General features: G+C 69.5%; 14 protein-coding genes. 8 read left to right on the forward strand and 6 right to left on the reverse strand.

Annotation, left to right across the window (positions count from 1 at the left end):
- Window positions 1-6: 6 nt before the first annotated feature.
- From AC07RM_RS05775 to AC07RM_RS05785, 3 genes are all read right to left on the reverse strand, one after another.
- Complete coding sequence (locus AC07RM_RS05775) at window positions 7-978, reverse strand: aldo/keto reductase (protein ID WP_296792938.1); 972 nt, start codon at window positions 976-978, stop codon at window positions 7-9.
- 48 nt (window positions 979-1,026) lie between these two features.
- Window positions 1,027-1,626, reverse strand: a complete 600-nt coding sequence (locus AC07RM_RS05780; protein ID WP_495333696.1) for a chromate transporter — start codon at window positions 1,624-1,626, stop codon at window positions 1,027-1,029.
- A gap of 61 nt (window positions 1,627-1,687) precedes the next feature.
- Window positions 1,688-2,284 carry a chromate transporter gene (locus tag AC07RM_RS05785; protein ID WP_431512480.1) on the reverse strand — a complete coding sequence of 199 codons (597 nt, stop codon included), beginning with the start codon at window positions 2,282-2,284 and terminating at the stop codon, window positions 1,688-1,690.
- Between the two features lie 86 nt (window positions 2,285-2,370).
- Here AC07RM_RS05785 and AC07RM_RS05790 point away from each other — a divergent pair, with 86 nt between their 5' ends.
- On the forward strand, window positions 2,371-3,291 hold the full coding sequence (locus tag AC07RM_RS05790; RefSeq protein WP_256222480.1) for a YihY/virulence factor BrkB family protein: 921 nt from the start codon (window positions 2,371-2,373) through the stop codon (window positions 3,289-3,291).
- Window positions 3,292-3,297: 6 nt separating this feature from the next.
- Here the strand turns inward: AC07RM_RS05790 and AC07RM_RS05795 are convergent, their stop codons facing one another.
- Window positions 3,298-3,870 (reverse strand): DUF924 family protein, encoded by a 573-nt coding sequence (locus tag AC07RM_RS05795; RefSeq protein WP_495333697.1) that lies wholly within the window; start codon window positions 3,868-3,870, stop codon window positions 3,298-3,300.
- A gap of 141 nt (window positions 3,871-4,011) precedes the next feature.
- Here AC07RM_RS05795 and AC07RM_RS05800 point away from each other — a divergent pair, with 141 nt between their 5' ends.
- The 4 genes from AC07RM_RS05800 to AC07RM_RS05815 all read left to right on the forward strand — a co-directional run bounded on the left by AC07RM_RS05800 (window position 4,012) and on the right by AC07RM_RS05815 (window position 7,471).
- Window positions 4,012-4,461, forward strand: a complete 450-nt coding sequence (locus AC07RM_RS05800) for a CHRD domain-containing protein (RefSeq protein WP_093342577.1) — start codon at window positions 4,012-4,014, stop codon at window positions 4,459-4,461.
- A 212-nt stretch (window positions 4,462-4,673) separates the two neighbouring features.
- Entirely contained in the window at window positions 4,674-5,804 is a 1,131-nt protein-coding gene (locus AC07RM_RS05805) for a patatin-like phospholipase family protein (protein ID WP_177239304.1), read from the forward strand.
- 90 nt (window positions 5,805-5,894) lie between these two features.
- On the forward strand, window positions 5,895-6,674 hold the full coding sequence (locus tag AC07RM_RS05810) for an acetoacetate decarboxylase (protein WP_093342574.1): 780 nt from the start codon (window positions 5,895-5,897) through the stop codon (window positions 6,672-6,674).
- A gap of 14 nt (window positions 6,675-6,688) precedes the next feature.
- Window positions 6,689-7,471: a 3-hydroxybutyrate dehydrogenase gene (locus AC07RM_RS05815; protein WP_209540707.1), complete on the forward strand. Its 783-nt coding sequence runs from the start codon at window positions 6,689-6,691 to the stop codon at window positions 7,469-7,471.
- A 129-nt stretch (window positions 7,472-7,600) separates the two neighbouring features.
- On the opposite strand, the gene AC07RM_RS05820 is transcribed toward AC07RM_RS05815, so the two are convergent.
- Window positions 7,601-8,554, reverse strand: coding sequence for a bifunctional helix-turn-helix transcriptional regulator/GNAT family N-acetyltransferase (locus AC07RM_RS05820; protein ID WP_495333699.1), 954 nt, complete (start codon window positions 8,552-8,554; stop codon window positions 7,601-7,603).
- 229 nt (window positions 8,555-8,783) lie between these two features.
- Between AC07RM_RS05820 and AC07RM_RS05825 the strand changes: the two genes are divergently transcribed.
- The 3 genes from AC07RM_RS05825 (at window position 8,784) to AC07RM_RS05835 (ending at window position 13,008) form a co-directional block, all read left to right on the forward strand.
- Window positions 8,784-11,207, forward strand: coding sequence for a YgiQ family radical SAM protein (locus AC07RM_RS05825; RefSeq protein WP_495333701.1), 2,424 nt, complete (start codon window positions 8,784-8,786; stop codon window positions 11,205-11,207).
- A 40-nt stretch (window positions 11,208-11,247) separates the two neighbouring features.
- The gene (locus AC07RM_RS05830; protein WP_495333702.1) at window positions 11,248-12,027 is read left to right on the forward strand and encodes a helix-turn-helix domain-containing protein; all 780 of its coding nucleotides are present in this window, start codon (window positions 11,248-11,250) and stop codon (window positions 12,025-12,027) included.
- 63 nt (window positions 12,028-12,090) lie between these two features.
- Complete coding sequence (locus AC07RM_RS05835; protein WP_495333703.1) at window positions 12,091-13,008, forward strand: DMT family transporter; 918 nt, start codon at window positions 12,091-12,093, stop codon at window positions 13,006-13,008.
- On the opposite strand, the gene AC07RM_RS05840 is transcribed toward AC07RM_RS05835, so the two are convergent.
- Complete coding sequence (locus AC07RM_RS05840) at window positions 12,962-13,342, reverse strand: tautomerase family protein (RefSeq protein ID WP_495333704.1); 381 nt, start codon at window positions 13,340-13,342, stop codon at window positions 12,962-12,964. The genes AC07RM_RS05835 and AC07RM_RS05840 overlap by 47 nt on opposite strands.
- Between the last annotated feature and the right edge of the window lie 108 nt (window positions 13,343-13,450).

Consider the following 13,450-nt stretch of genomic DNA (forward strand, 5'->3'; position numbering starts at 1 on the left):
CGGTCCTCAGGCTGCCTTGCCTTCTTCCTCGCTCGCGCGGTCGAGCATCGCGATCGTGCCCGCGTCGAGCTTGAGCTGGGTGGCGGTCACCAGTTCGTCGAGCTGGGCGATCGATGTCGCGCTCGCGATCGGCGCGGTCACCGAGGGCCGCGCGATCTGCCAGGCGATCGCGACCTGGCCCGGCTTCGCGTTGTACTGCTGGGCCACCTTGTCGAGCGCCTCGAGGATGCGCAGCCCGCGCGGGTTGAGGTACTTCTTGGTGGTGCTCGCGCCGCGCGCGCTCTTGGCCGCGTCGGCCTCGGTGCGGTACTTGCCGGTGAGGAAGCCGGCGGCCAGCGCATAGAAGTTGATCACGCCGACCTCGCGCTTCAGGCACAGCGGCTCGAGGTCGTCCTCGAACACGGCGCGGTCGTAGAGGTTGTACAGCGGCTGCAGGCTCTCGTAGCGCGCGATGCCCAGGCGCTCGGAGACGTCGAGCGCCTCGGCCAGCCGTGGCGCGGTGAAGTTCGAGGCGCCGATGGCGCGCACCTTGCCGGCCTTCACGAGGTCGTCGAAGGCGCCCAGCGTGTCCTCGAGCGGCGTGTTGGCGTCGTCGTCGTGCGACTGGTAGAGGTCGATGTAGTCGGTCTGCAGGCGCTTGAGCGAAGCCTCGACCGCCTCGCGGATGTAGGCCGGCGAGAGCCCGACCTTGCCTTCGCCCATCGACTTGCCGAGCTTGGTGGCCAGCACCACGCGGCTGCGCTTGCCGCTCTGCTTGAGCCACTTGCCGATGATGGTCTCGGACTCGCCGCCGCTGTGGCCCGGCACCCAGTACGAGTAGACGTCGGCGGTGTCGACGAAGTTGAAGCCGGCGTCGAGCCAGGCATCGAGCAGCTTGAACGAGGCGGCCTCGTCGACGGTCCAGCCGAACACGTTGCCGCCGAAGGCGAGCGGGGACACCTGGAGGCCGGAGCGGCCGAGGGGGCGAAGTTGCGACATGGGAAAGCTCCTGAGGAAGGAAGAAGAGGGAGGAGGAAGGGGCGAAGGTCAGACGAAACCGATGGCGCCGAGCGCCGCGCCGGCGCCCAGCAGCCACAGCAGATGGATGCGCGTGCGCCAGACGACGAGCGCGGCCACGCCGGTCAGGAGCCACAGGTGCCAGGCCGGTGCGTTGCCCACGTGGTTGCCGGCGGCCAGCACCCAGCCGGTGGCGATCAACAGGCCCACCACCACGGGCGCCATGCCCTGCTTGAAGGCGCGCACGCCGCGCCGGCTGCGGTTGCGATGACCCCAGCGGGTGGCGAAGTAGGTGAGGGTGGTGCTCGGCAGCATGATGCCGACCATGGTCACGGCCAGCCCGAACAGGCCGAGCAGCCAGGCCGAGGGCCCGGCGCCGATGCCGCCGCCCGCGTTGAGGCCCACGTTCCAGCCCATCAGGCCGACGAACAGCACGTTGGGCCCGGGCGCGGCCTGCGCGATGGCCACCGAGGAGGTGAACTGCGCATCGGTGAGCCAGCCATGCTGCGCCACCAGGTAGCGATGCATGTCGGGCACGGTGGTGATGGCGCCGCTGATCGAGAGCATCGACAGCAGCATGTATTGGCCGAACAGCGCGAGCCAGTCGTGCCAGTGCATGACGATGGTCATTGAAGTACCTCCGTGCGTCGCACTGCGGTGCGAGCTTGCTTGGGGCGGCCCGGCGCGGCGCTCATGGCGCGATCTTCTTCCAGGTCCAGCCGCAGGCCACGCCGCCGAGCACCAGCAGCACCCAGCCCAGCGGGATGCGCGCCCAGGCGATGGCGCCGAACACCAGCGCCACGAACGCCAGGCAGGTGGCGAAGCCCAGCGGATGCTTGCGCAGTTGCGGGATCAGCTTGATGCCGGTGGCCGCGATCAGCCCGCCCGACACCGCGCCCATGCCGCGCAGCGCGCCCGCGACCTGCGGGTTGCCCGCGTAGTGCGCGTAGAGCACCGCGAGCGCGAGGATCACGAACAGCGGCACCGTGAGCATGCCGGCCACCGCGGCGAGCGCGCCGCGCAGCCCGAAGTAGCGGTCGCCGATCATCAGCGCGAGGTTGATCACGTTGGGCCCCGGCATCACCTGGGCCACGGCCCAGTCCTCGAGGAACTGCTCGGGCGTGAGCCACTTCTTCTTCTCGACCATCTCGCGCTGCACGATCGCCAGCACGCCGCCGAAGCCCTGCAGCGCCAGGAAGGTGAAGGACACGAAGAGGTCGCGCGGCGACTGCGGGTGTGAGGGCGCGGACGGCGCCGCCGCGCCGGAGGCTGGGGGAGACGGTTGCATGTTTCAGCGATTATCGTAGGCAGACGGCAAGATGCCGGGTGCCGCTCCGACAGGACGGTGCCGCCACCGACAGGAGACTTTCCGCCATGTATTTGCGACCCCTCTTCGATCTCTGCCGCCGCGCCGTGGCCTCCTGGTCGAACGACTACGCCCCGAGCATGGGCGCCGCGCTCGCCTACTACACCGTGTTCTCGATCGCGCCGCTGCTGCTGATCGTGATCGCCGTCGCCGGGCTGGTGTTCGGGCAGGAGGCCGCGCGCGGCGAGATCCTCGCGCAGCTCTCGGGACTGATGGGCGAGCAGGGCGCGGCCGCGGTGCAGAGCATGCTGCAGGCGGTCAACAAGCCGCGCGAGGGCATCGTCGCCACGCTGATCGGCATCGCGCTGCTGGTGGTCGGCGCCACCACCGTGTTCGGCGAACTGCAGGACGCGCTCGACCGCATCTGGCGCGCCCCCGCGCGCGCCAAGAGCAGCGGCATCTTCAACCTGCTGCGCGTGCGCCTGCTGTCCTTCAGCATGGTGATGGGCATCGGCTTCCTGCTGATGGTGTCGCTGGTGGCGAGCGCCGCGCTGGCCGCGCTCGGCAAGTGGTGGTCGCCGATGTTCGGCGCCTGGGAGACGCTGGCCCAGTGGGTCAACTTCGGCTTCAGCTTCGGCATGGTCACCGTGATCTTCGCGATGATCTACAAGATCATGCCGCGCGCGAAGGTGCAGTGGCGCGACGTGTGGGTGGGCGCGGCGGTGACGGCGCTGCTGTTCACCATCGGCAAGCACCTGATCGGCCTGTACATCGGCAAGAGCAGCGTGGCCTCGGGCTACGGCGCCGCGGGCTCGCTGGTGGTGGTGCTGGTGTGGGTCTACTACTCGGCGCAGATCTTCCTGCTGGGCGCCGAGTTCACCTGGGTCTATGCGCGCAGCTACGGCTCGCTCAAGCACTCCGACGTCGGCATCGGCGCCGGCAAGGACGACCACGTGCCGGCGCGCACGCGCTCGGGCGGCGATCTCTGAGCGCGCTCAGCCCTTGAAGCCGCCCTCGGCGAGAAATTTCTCCTCCTCGGGCGTGCTCGCGCGGCCCAGCATCCGGTTGCGGTGCGGAAAGCGGCCGAAGCGCGCCACGATGTCCCGGTGCAGCACCGCGAAGCGCTGGGTGTTGGCATCGAGCGCGCTGCAGTGCACGACCGAGCGTTCCTGCTCGGCCAGCACTTCGGAATGCATGAAGGGCATGTAGAAGAAAGGTCGCAGCACCTCCTCGAGCTGGCGGTCGAAGCCGGCGTCGACCGCATGGTGCGCGACGGCCAGCGCCTTGCCGTCGGTGGCCAGCATGTGGGCGTTGTCGCGCCAGGTGTTGCGCGGCAACTGGTCGAGCAGCACCAGCAGCGCGAGCGTGCCTTCGGCATCGTTCATCCAGGCATCGAGTTCGCCGCGCGCGGCGGCATGGTGGACCTCGACGAAGCGATGGGCGAACTCGGCATCGAAGGCCTCGTTCTTGGCGAACCAGCGCTTGGGGCCGGCCTCGCGCCAGAACTGCACCACATCGTGCGCCGAGGGCAGGGTGGAAGACGAAGAAGATTCGGTGGCGGAAATCATCGCGGCATTGTCTTCTTTCAATCGGCTTTCAATGGCGAGGCCGGCGCCGTGCGCACGGCGAATTCGGGGTGGTGGCCGACAAGGGATTGCGAATGCCCTGCCTATGCTGGTCTGCATTCATTCACGATCAGGAGACTTCCCATGAACCGATACGGCACCCTTTTGCGCGCCGCCCTCGTCGCCGGCGCGGCCAGCGCGGCGCTGGCCGGCTGCGGCATGATGTCCAAGGCCAATGTCGCGAGCTTCAGCGGCACCATGAACGCGGCCAGCGAGGTGCCACCGAACATGACGCGCGGCAGCGGCATGGCCGAGGCCTGGCTCAACCGCGACACCAACGTCCTCAAGTACAAGATCACCTACACGGGCCTCAGCGGTCCGGCCACCGCGGCCCACTTCCATGGCCCGGCACCGGCCGGCGCCAATGCCGGCGTGGTGCTGCCGTTTTCGAACGCGGCCAGCCCGATCGAGGGCGAGGCCACGCTCACGCCGGCGCAGGCGGCCGACCTCAGCGCGGGCAAGTGGTACGCCAACGTCCACACGGCCGCGAATCCGGGCGGCGAGATCCGCGGGCAATTGCTGCCGAAGATGTGAAACAGGTCCGCTGAACGCGGCTTCGAGTGCCCCCTGGTCAGTCGGGGGTCACGGGGCTGATGTCAAATGGCCGCATGACGACGTCCCCGAAGAAGCCCCGTTCCTCCTCTGTCTCGACTCCCTCCCGTTCCCCGTCTCCCCCCGCCCGCCGCAAGAGCCAGGCCGCTTCCGCGGCGCGCAAGCTCGAAGCCTTCGCGGCGCGGCGCGAGGACATGCGCTCCGCGCGCAAGGCGCTGGTGCTGCAGGGCGGCGGCGCGCTCGGTGCCTACCAGGCCGGGGTCTACGCGGCGCTCAGCGAGACCGAACTGCAGCCGCACTGGATCGCGGGCGTGTCGATCGGCGCGATCAATGCCGCGCTGATCGCGGGCAATGCGCCCGAGCATCGCGTCGACCGGCTGCGCGAGTTCTGGCATCTCGTGTCCTCGGGGCCCTCGCAGCGGCTGCCGTCGTGGTTCGGCGACCGCAGCACGCAGAACCAGTGGAGCGCGACCATGGCCTCGCTGGTGGGCATTCCCGGCTTCTTCGAGCCGCGCTATTCGCCGGCCCTGCTGCTCGGCGGCGCGGCGCCGCTCCTGAGCTACTACGACACCTCGCCGCTGAAGGCCACGCTCGAGCGCCTGGTCGACTTCGACCGCATCAACCACTGCGAGGCGCGCTTCAGCGTGGGCGCGGTCAACGTGCGCACCGGCAACTCGGTGTACTTCGACAACACGCGCCAGCGCATCGGCCCCGAGCACATCATGGCCAGCGGCGCGCTGCCGCCGGGCTTCGCGCCGGTGCACATCGACGGCGACGACTATTGGGACGGCGGCATCGTCTCGAACACGCCGCTGCAGTACGTGCTCGATCTGCATCCGCGCAGCGAGCCGCTGGTGGTGCTGCAGGTCGACCTGTTCAATGCGCGCGGCGAGATGCCGCACACGCTGTCGGGCGTGATGGAGCGGCAGAAGGACATCACCTATTCGAGCCGCACCCGCATGAACACCGACGCGCTCGCGGCCAACATGAACCTGCAGCAGGCGATCGCCGACCTGATCGAGAAGCTGCCGCCGCACCTGCGCCGCGACCCTGCGGTCGAGGCGGTGCAGGCCGAGCTCACGCACCACCCGATCGACATCTTCCACCTGATCTACCGCGACAAGCCCTACGAGCTCGAATCGAAGGACTACGAGTTCTCGCGCGCGGCGGTCGAGGAGCACTGGGAGTCGGGCGCGCGCGACATGCGCCGCGTGCTCGCGCATCCCGAGACCTTGCGCAGCGACGCCGCGGTCAACGGCGTCACCACCTTCGACCTCGGCGAGGGCGGCAGCGGTCGCGTGAAGCGGCCCGGTCTGTCACGCTGACGAGAAGAATCGCCCTCACGATTCAGCCCCGGCTAAGAAACCGGCACGAGACTGGTTGCCGGATTCAAGATGCTTCAAAGGAGGAATGTCGTGAACATTGAAGACGTGCGGCGCCAGGCTTTCGCCATGCCGCTGACCAGCCCCGCCTTTCCACCCGGACCGTACCGCTTCATGCGGCGCGAGTTCATGGTGATCACCTACCGCACCGACCTCGACGCATTGCGCGCCGTGGTGCCCGAGCCGCTCGAGGTGGTCGAGCCGCTCGTCAAGTACGAGTTCATCCGCATGCCCGACTCCACCGGCTTCGGCGACTACACCGAGTCGGGCCAGGTCATCCCGGTGCAGCTGCGCACCGCGCGCGGCCTCGAGCAGGGCGCCTACGTGCATGCGATGTACCTGAACGACCATCCGCCGATCGCGGGCGGGCGCGAGCTCTGGGGCTTTCCGAAGAAGCTGGCCTCGCCGCAGTTCGACTACGAGACCGACACCATCGTCGGCACCCTCGACTACGGCAAGCTGCGCGTGGCCAAGGCCACCATGGGCTTCAAGCACCGCGCGCTCGAGCCCGGCCCGATCCTTGCAGGCATCGCGCAGCCCAACTTCCTGCTCAAGATCATTCCGCACGTGGATGGCACGCCGCGCATCTGCGAGCTGGTGCGCTACCACATGGTCGACGTCACGCTGCACGGCGCGTGGACCGGCCCGGCCTCGCTCGAGCTGCATCCGCATGCGCTCGCCCCGGTGGCCGAGCTGCCGGTGCGCAAGGTCGAATCGGCCGTGCACTACATCGCCGACATGACGCTCGCGCTCGGCACGGTCGAGCTCGACTACCTCGCTGCTTCCTCTTCTTCGTCTTCTTCGCAACCCTAACCCAAGGAACCACCATGCAACTCAAGGACAAGGTCGCTTACATCACCGGCTCGGCCAGCGGCATCGGCAAGGAGATCGCGATCCTCTTCGCGCAGGAAGGCGCGAAGATCGTCATCGCCGACCTCAACAAGGAAGCGGCGGACGCCACCGCGGCCGAACTCAAGGCCACGGGCGCGCAGGCCATCGGCGTGGCGGTCGACGTGACCAACGAGGCGCAGGTCGACGCCTCGGTCGAAGAGGCCGCCAAGGCCTTCGGCGGCATCGACATCCTGGTGAGCAACGCCGGCATCCAGATCGTGCATCCGGTCGAGGAGTTCAGCTTCGCCGACTGGAAGAAGATGCTCGCGATCCACCTCGACGGCGCCTTCCTCACGACCAAGGCCTGCCTCAAGCACATGTATGCGCAGGGCCGTGGCGGCAGCGTGATCTACATGGGCTCGGTGCACTCGAAGGAAGCCTCGCTGCTCAAGGCCCCCTACGTGACGGCCAAGCACGGCCTGATCGGCCTCGCGAAGACGGTGGCCAAGGAAGGCGCCAAACACGGCGTGCGCGCCAACGTGATCTGCCCGGGCTTCGTGCGCACGCCGCTGGTCGAGAAGCAGATCCCCGAGCAGGCCAAGACCCTAGGCATCAGTGAGCAGGAAGTTATCAAGAACGTGATGCTCAAGGAAACGGTGGATGGCGAATTCACCACCACCGACGACGTGGCGCGCGTGGCGCTGCTGTTCGCGGCCTTCCCGACCAACGCGCTCACCGGCCAGTCGCTGGTGGTGAGCCACGGCTGGTACATGCAGTGAGTCTTTCTCCCTCCCCCGTTGGGGGAGGGCAGGGGTGGGGGCACGGGCGCTCGCAAGGCGCCGCGGCGGTGGAAACGCCCGGTGCCCCCATCCCGACCTTCCCCCAGAGGGGGAAGGAGCAAGGCAGGATCAGAGCTTCAGCGACCAGGTTTCGCCGACCAGTTGCTGGCCGAAGCCCTCGTAGGCTTCGGTCTTCTCGAGTTCGAAGCCGCGCTTGGCGTAGATCGCACGCGCGGCCGTGAGGCAGCTGTTGGTCCACAGCACCATCTTGCGATAGCCCTTGGCGCGCGCGAAGGCGATGCACTCGTCGGTGAGCCGGCTGCCCAGGCCCAGGCCGCGCGCGGCGGGCGTGAGCAACAGCAGCCGAAGCTGCGCGGTGGTGGCCGACTTGCGAACCACGAAGATCGCGCCCACGCGCTCGCCGTCGAGCTCGGCGATCCAGCCCTTTTCCCATTCGGGCTGGAACTTGCGGAGGTACTGCGCCACGATCTCCGCGACCAGCGCCTCGAACTCGCTGTTCCAGCCGTATTCGCGCGCATAGAGCTCGCCGTGCCGCTGCACCACCCAGCCCATGTCGCCGGGCTTGGGATCGCGCAGCACCACGGTGCGCGTGGGTGCGCGCGGTGCCGCGGGGTCGAGCAGGCGCTCGATCCGTCCCATGGCCTCGACCACCTGTTCGCGTTCGCGCGGCGGCAACGGCGCGAGCAGGGCGGCGGCTTCCTCGCGCGACTTCTGCTGCAGCGGCGCGAAGGCGGCATGGCCGGCCTCGGTCAGGGTCAGCAGGCTCTGGCGCGCATCGCGCGGGCTCGGCGAACGCACGATCCAGCCCTCGGTCTCGAAGCGCTTGAGGATGCGGCTCAGGTAGCCGCCGTCCAGGCCCAGTTCGCGCGCGAGATCGGTCGCGACCAGCGCGTCGCGGTGCGCGAGTTCGTAGAGCACGCGCACCTCGGTCAGCGGCAGCGCGCCGCCGAGGTAGGGCTCGAGCACGCCGGCCTGGCGCGTGAAGAAGCGGTTGAAACGGCGAACCGCCTTGACGGCTTCGACAGGAACAGCGGAAACGGCAGGGGATTCGGTGGTCGGCATGGCGCGACTATCCATCAATTGATTGACAAAAGCAAGCAATTGAATGACTTAGGCTTTCAATGCCGGCAGGGCGAAGCGGTGCCTTCCCTGGGCCGATGCCCCTAATCCCGAAGCCGCGCCACCGCTTTCACGGGACAGAAAGGGTGGAAAACCCTAAAATCGCGGGTTACCCATCGCAGCCGCATCTCTCGTTTCCGTTCGAGGCCGCCTGCCGCACCACCCCCATTTGATGAACGCCCCCGTCGACGTCTCCTTTTTCGCGCGCGCCGCCAAGCCGCTGACCAGCTACCGCAAGTACTGGGCAGCCCGCTTCGGCACGGCGAAGTTCCTGCCGACCACGCGCCAGGAGATGGAGGCGCTCGGCTGGGACAGCTGCGACATCGTGATCGTCACCGGCGATGCCTACGTCGACCATCCGAGCTTCGGCATGGCGGTGATCGGCCGCATGCTCGAGGCGCAGGGCTTTCGCGTGGGCATCATCGCCCAGCCCGACTGGCAGAGCGCCGAGCCCTTCAAGGCGCTCGGCAAGCCGAACCTGTTCTTCGGCGTGACCGCCGGCAACATGGATTCGATGATCAACCGCTACACCGCGGACCGCAAGATCCGCAGCGACGACGCCTACACGCCCGGCGACGTCGGCGGTTCGCGGCCCGATCGCGCGGCCATCGTCTATTCGCAGCGTTGCAAGGAAGCCTGGAACGACGTGCCGATCGTGCTCGGCGGCATCGAAGGCAGCCTGCGCCGCATCGCCCACTACGACTACTGGCAGGACAAGGTCCGCCGCTCGATCGTGGTCGATTCCAAGTGCGACCTGCTGCTGTACGGCAACGCCGAGCGCGCCATCGTCGAGATCGCGCATCGCCTCGCGGCGCGCGAGCCGGTGCACCAGATCGACGACGTGCGCGGCACCGCCTACGTGCGCCGCGAAACGCCCGAGGGCTGGTTCGAGATCGACTCCACCAGCGTGGACGAGCCGGGCCGCGTCGAGGCGCACGTCAATCCCTACCTGATGGTCTCGGACCAGGCCAAGGCCAACGGCGCGAGCTGCGCGCGCGAGGACGAGGCCGAGGCGGTCGCCAAGGCGGCCGAGGTCGCCGGTTCGCCGGCCGCCGCGGCAGCCGCCACCGCGGTGGTGAACCCCGCCATCAAGCCGCTGCAGTTCGTGCCCAACCCCGCGCTGCAGGGCCGCGGCAAGACCAAGGTGCCGCCGCGCGACCGCTCGGTGATCCGCCTGCCCTCGTACGAGCAGGTGCGCGCCGACCCGGTGCTCTATGCGCACGCCAACCGCGTGCTGCACCTCGAGACCAACCCCGGCAATGCGCGCGCGCTGGTGCAGGCGCATGGCGAGGGCACGACCGCGCGCGACGTCTGGATCAACCCGCCGCCGATCCCGCTGACCACGGCCGAGATGGACCACGTGTTCGATCTGCCGTATGCGCGCAGCCCGCATCCGCGCTATGCCGACGAGAACGGCAGCCACGACGGCGCGACCAAGATCCCGGCCTGGGAGATGATCCGCTTCAGCGTGAACATCATGCGCGGCTGCTTCGGCGGCTGCACCTTCTGCTCGATCACCGAGCACGAGGGCCGCATCATCCAGAGCCGTTCGGAAGACTCGATCATCAAGGAGGTCGAGGCCATCCGCGACAGCGTGAAGGGCTTCACCGGCACCATTTCCGACCTCGGCGGCCCCACGGCCAACATGTACCGCATCGGCTGCAAGTCGCCCGAGATCGAGGCCGCCTGCCGCAAGCCGAGCTGCGTGTATCCGGGCATCTGCCAGAACCTCAACACCAACCACGATCCGCTGATCAAGATCTACCGCCGCGCGCGCGCGCTGCGCGGCATCAAGAAGATCCTGATCGGCTCGGGCCTGCGCTACGACCTGGCCGTGCAGTCGCCCGAGTACGTGAAGGAGCTGGTGCAGCACCACGTGGGCGGCTACCTGAAGATCGCGCCCGAGCACACCGAGCAGGGCCCGCTCAGCAAGATGATGAAGCCCGGCATCGGCAGCTACGACAAGTTCAAGCAGATGTTCGAGAAGTACTCGGCCGAGGCGGGCAAGAAGCAGTACCTGATCCCGTACTTCATCGCCGCGCATCCGGGCACCAGCGACGAGGACATGATGAACCTCGCGATCTGGCTCAAGAAGAACGGTTTCCGCGCCGACCAGGTGCAGACCTTCTACCCGAGCCCGATGGCCACGGCCACGACGATGTACCACAGCAACCGCAACCCGCTGCGCAAGATCACGCGCGAGAGCGAGACGGTGGACATCGTGCGCGGCGAGAAGCGGCGCCGGCTGCACAAGGCCTTCCTGCGCTACCACGACGCCAACAACTGGCCGCTGCTGCGCGAGGCGCTCAAGGCCATGGGCCGCGCCGACCTGATCGGCAACGGCAAGCACCACCTGATCCCGACCTGGCAGCCGCTGACCGACGGCGGCTACACCAGCGCGCGCCGCAAGAACTCGACCAGCGCACCCGCGACGAAGACCGCCAAGGCCGCACCCTCGGTGAAGCTGCCGATGGTCAAGCCCTCGAAGGGCCGCATCCTCACGCAGCACACCGGGCTGCCGCCGCGCGACACCGGTTCGGGCCGCCCCTCGGCCAAGCCCGCCGGCGGCAAGCCCTCGGCGCGCAAGGTGCGCTGAAGCGGCGGGCGATCCAGCTCCGGCGATCGCCCCGGCCGCCATGGCACAGCAACGCATCCTCCTGGTCGCCGACCCGCGCTGGCGCGTCGAGCGCGTGCGTTCGCACGCGGCCGCGCCGCAATGGAGTCCCGTCTACACCGCGCCCTCGGGCCGGCTGGTGCTGCCCTTCGATGCCGCCGCAATGGAGTTCCGCGGCGACGACGGCCACGGTGCCTGGATCGATGCGCTGACGGCCCTGCGCGTCGCGCCCGCGCAGCGCTACCAGTTGCGCCCCCAGGCGCGCGAGCCGCGCTGCAGCGTGGTCGTGAGCGCCGCCGACGGCGTGGCCGATGCGCCTTGGACCGGCGACGGCGCCCAGCGCCTGCTGTCGCCGCGCGCCCTGTACCGGCTGCGCCTGCACTGGCGCCGCCTCGAAGCGGGGCTCGATGCCGTCGATGCCACGCCGCGACTGATCGCCGAGGCCCTCGCGGCCGGCGGCACCGCGCACAGCGAGGGCGCGGTGGGCCGTGCGCGGCGCTGCCTGGCGGCGGAGGCCGTCGACGGCCGTGCGCTGTCGCTGCACGAACTGGCCGAGGCGGCCAGCAGTTCGCCGTTCCATCTGGCGCGCAGCTTTCGCCGCCGCACCGGCCTGAGTCCGCACCAGTACCGGCTGCACCTGCGGCTGGCCGACGCGCTCGTGCAGCTCGATGCCGGCGAACGCGACCTCGCGGGCCTGGCGCACGCGCTCGGCTTCTGCAGCCAGAGCCACCTCGGCGCGCTGTTCCTGCGCGAGGTCGGCGTGACGCCCGGCGAGGCGCGCCGTGCGCTTCACGCCGCGTAAGTCCGCACGCAGCTGCGCAGGATCTTGATAGCGCCGCCAGGCGCGCGCGGCCAGACTGGCCGCATGAACCGATCCCTTCCCTGGACAGGCGTGCTCGCCGCGCTCGCCACCGCGCTGATCGGCAGCGGCTGGCAGATCGCCTCGCGCCACGGCGTCACCACCTCGCTCGGCCCGCTGGAGCTCGCGGTGCTGCGCTATGCGATTCCCGCGCTGGTGCTGCTGCCGGTGGCGTGGGCCTCGCGCGCGGCGCTGCGCGCGCTGCCGGCGCGGCAGGGCGCGCTGCTGGTGCTCGGCGGCGGCCTGCCGTTCGGGCTGGTGGTGATGGCCGGCGCGCAGTGGGCGCCGGCCGCCCACATGGGCGTGTTCGTGGCCGGCAGCGTGCCGCTGTTCACCGCGCTCGGCGGCTGGTGGCTCGATGGCGAGCGGCCCGCGCGCTCGCGCTGCCTCGGGCTGGCGCTGATGGCCGCGGGGCTCGCGGTGTCCGGCCTCGGCGGGCTGGCCGCGGCCGCCTCGGCATGGCGCGGCGACCTGCTGTTCCTGCTCGCCGCGCTGCTGTGGTCGGGCTACACCCTGGCGCTGCGCCGCAGCGGGCTCACGGCCTGGCAGGGCGCGGCCGCGATCAACCTCGGCTCGACGCTGTTGCTGCTGCCGTTGCTGTGGTTCGCGGGCGCGCCGAAGCTGCTGAGCGCGCCGCTGCGCGAGGTGGCGCTGCAGGCCGTGGGGCAGGGGCTGTTCGCGGGCCTGCTGGGGCTCGCGCTCTACGGCCTGGCCGTGGCGCGGCTGGGCGCGGCGCGCGCCTCGCTGTCGGGCGCGCTGGTGCCGCTGCTGACCGCCGTGGGCGCGGCCTGGCTGCTGCGCGAGCCGCTCACGGCCTCGACCTGGGTCGCGCTCGCGCTGGTGCTGCCGGGCGTGGCGCTCGCGGGCGGCGCCCGGGCTATGCGTACTGCATCTCTCCGTTCCCGAACGACCAGTTCTCCTTGACCACCTCGACCAGGCTGATGAACACGTCCTCGCGCCGGATGCCGAGCTGCTCGTGCAGCCCGTCGGCCACGCCCCGGTAGAAGGCCTTCTTCATCTCGATGCTGCGGCCCTGGTTCAGCGTGATCTGGATCAGCACGAAGCGCGCCGAATACTCGATGCCCAGGTAGCTGCGCGGATGCACGAGCTGCCCCGGCGGATGGCGCGCGATGACCTGGAACTTGTCGTCCTGCGGGACGTTGATGGTCTCGGTCATGACTTGGTAGATCAGGTCGCCGATGGCCGGGCCGAGCGTCTCGGGGGCGGTGTCGGGGAGGTCGATGCGGACGAGGGGCATGGTGTCTTCCTTGGCGAGCGGGAGGCGCTCGGCGCGATTGTGGGCGCGTCCGCGCTGGCGCGCATGGGGCAAGGGCGCGGGAAGCGCCCGAGCACGCGAAAGGCCGTG

Source organism: Variovorax sp. GW821-FHT09B05, from assembly GCF_059418265.1.

What these genes read in the sequence shown, in the direction of transcription:
- AC07RM_RS05780 (WP_495333696.1), bottom strand. Translation starts at nt 1,626, where the DNA reads ATGACCATCGTCATGCACTGGCACGACTGGCTCGCGCTGTTCGGCCAA.
- AC07RM_RS05840 (WP_495333704.1), bottom strand. Translation starts at nt 13,342, where the DNA reads ATGCCCCTCGTCCGCATCGACCTCCCCGACACCGCCCCCGAGACGCTC.
- AC07RM_RS05800 (WP_093342577.1), top strand. Translation starts at nt 4,012, where the DNA reads ATGAACCGATACGGCACCCTTTTGCGCGCCGCCCTCGTCGCCGGCGCG.
- AC07RM_RS05785 (WP_431512480.1), bottom strand. Translation starts at nt 2,284, where the DNA reads ATGCAACCGTCTCCCCCAGCCTCCGGCGCGGCGGCGCCGTCCGCGCCC.
- AC07RM_RS05805 (WP_177239304.1), top strand. Translation starts at nt 4,674, where the DNA reads ATGCGCTCCGCGCGCAAGGCGCTGGTGCTGCAGGGCGGCGGCGCGCTC.
- AC07RM_RS05790 (WP_256222480.1), top strand. Translation starts at nt 2,371, where the DNA reads ATGTATTTGCGACCCCTCTTCGATCTCTGCCGCCGCGCCGTGGCCTCC.
- AC07RM_RS05825 (WP_495333701.1), top strand. Translation starts at nt 8,784, where the DNA reads ATGAACGCCCCCGTCGACGTCTCCTTTTTCGCGCGCGCCGCCAAGCCG.
- AC07RM_RS05820 (WP_495333699.1), bottom strand. Translation starts at nt 8,554, where the DNA reads ATGCCGACCACCGAATCCCCTGCCGTTTCCGCTGTTCCTGTCGAAGCC.
- AC07RM_RS05835 (WP_495333703.1), top strand. Translation starts at nt 12,091, where the DNA reads ATGAACCGATCCCTTCCCTGGACAGGCGTGCTCGCCGCGCTCGCCACC.
- AC07RM_RS05830 (WP_495333702.1), top strand. Translation starts at nt 11,248, where the DNA reads ATGGCACAGCAACGCATCCTCCTGGTCGCCGACCCGCGCTGGCGCGTC.
- AC07RM_RS05795 (WP_495333697.1), bottom strand. Translation starts at nt 3,870, where the DNA reads ATGATTTCCGCCACCGAATCTTCTTCGTCTTCCACCCTGCCCTCGGCG.
- AC07RM_RS05815 (WP_209540707.1), top strand. Translation starts at nt 6,689, where the DNA reads ATGCAACTCAAGGACAAGGTCGCTTACATCACCGGCTCGGCCAGCGGC.
- AC07RM_RS05775 (WP_296792938.1), bottom strand. Translation starts at nt 978, where the DNA reads ATGTCGCAACTTCGCCCCCTCGGCCGCTCCGGCCTCCAGGTGTCCCCG.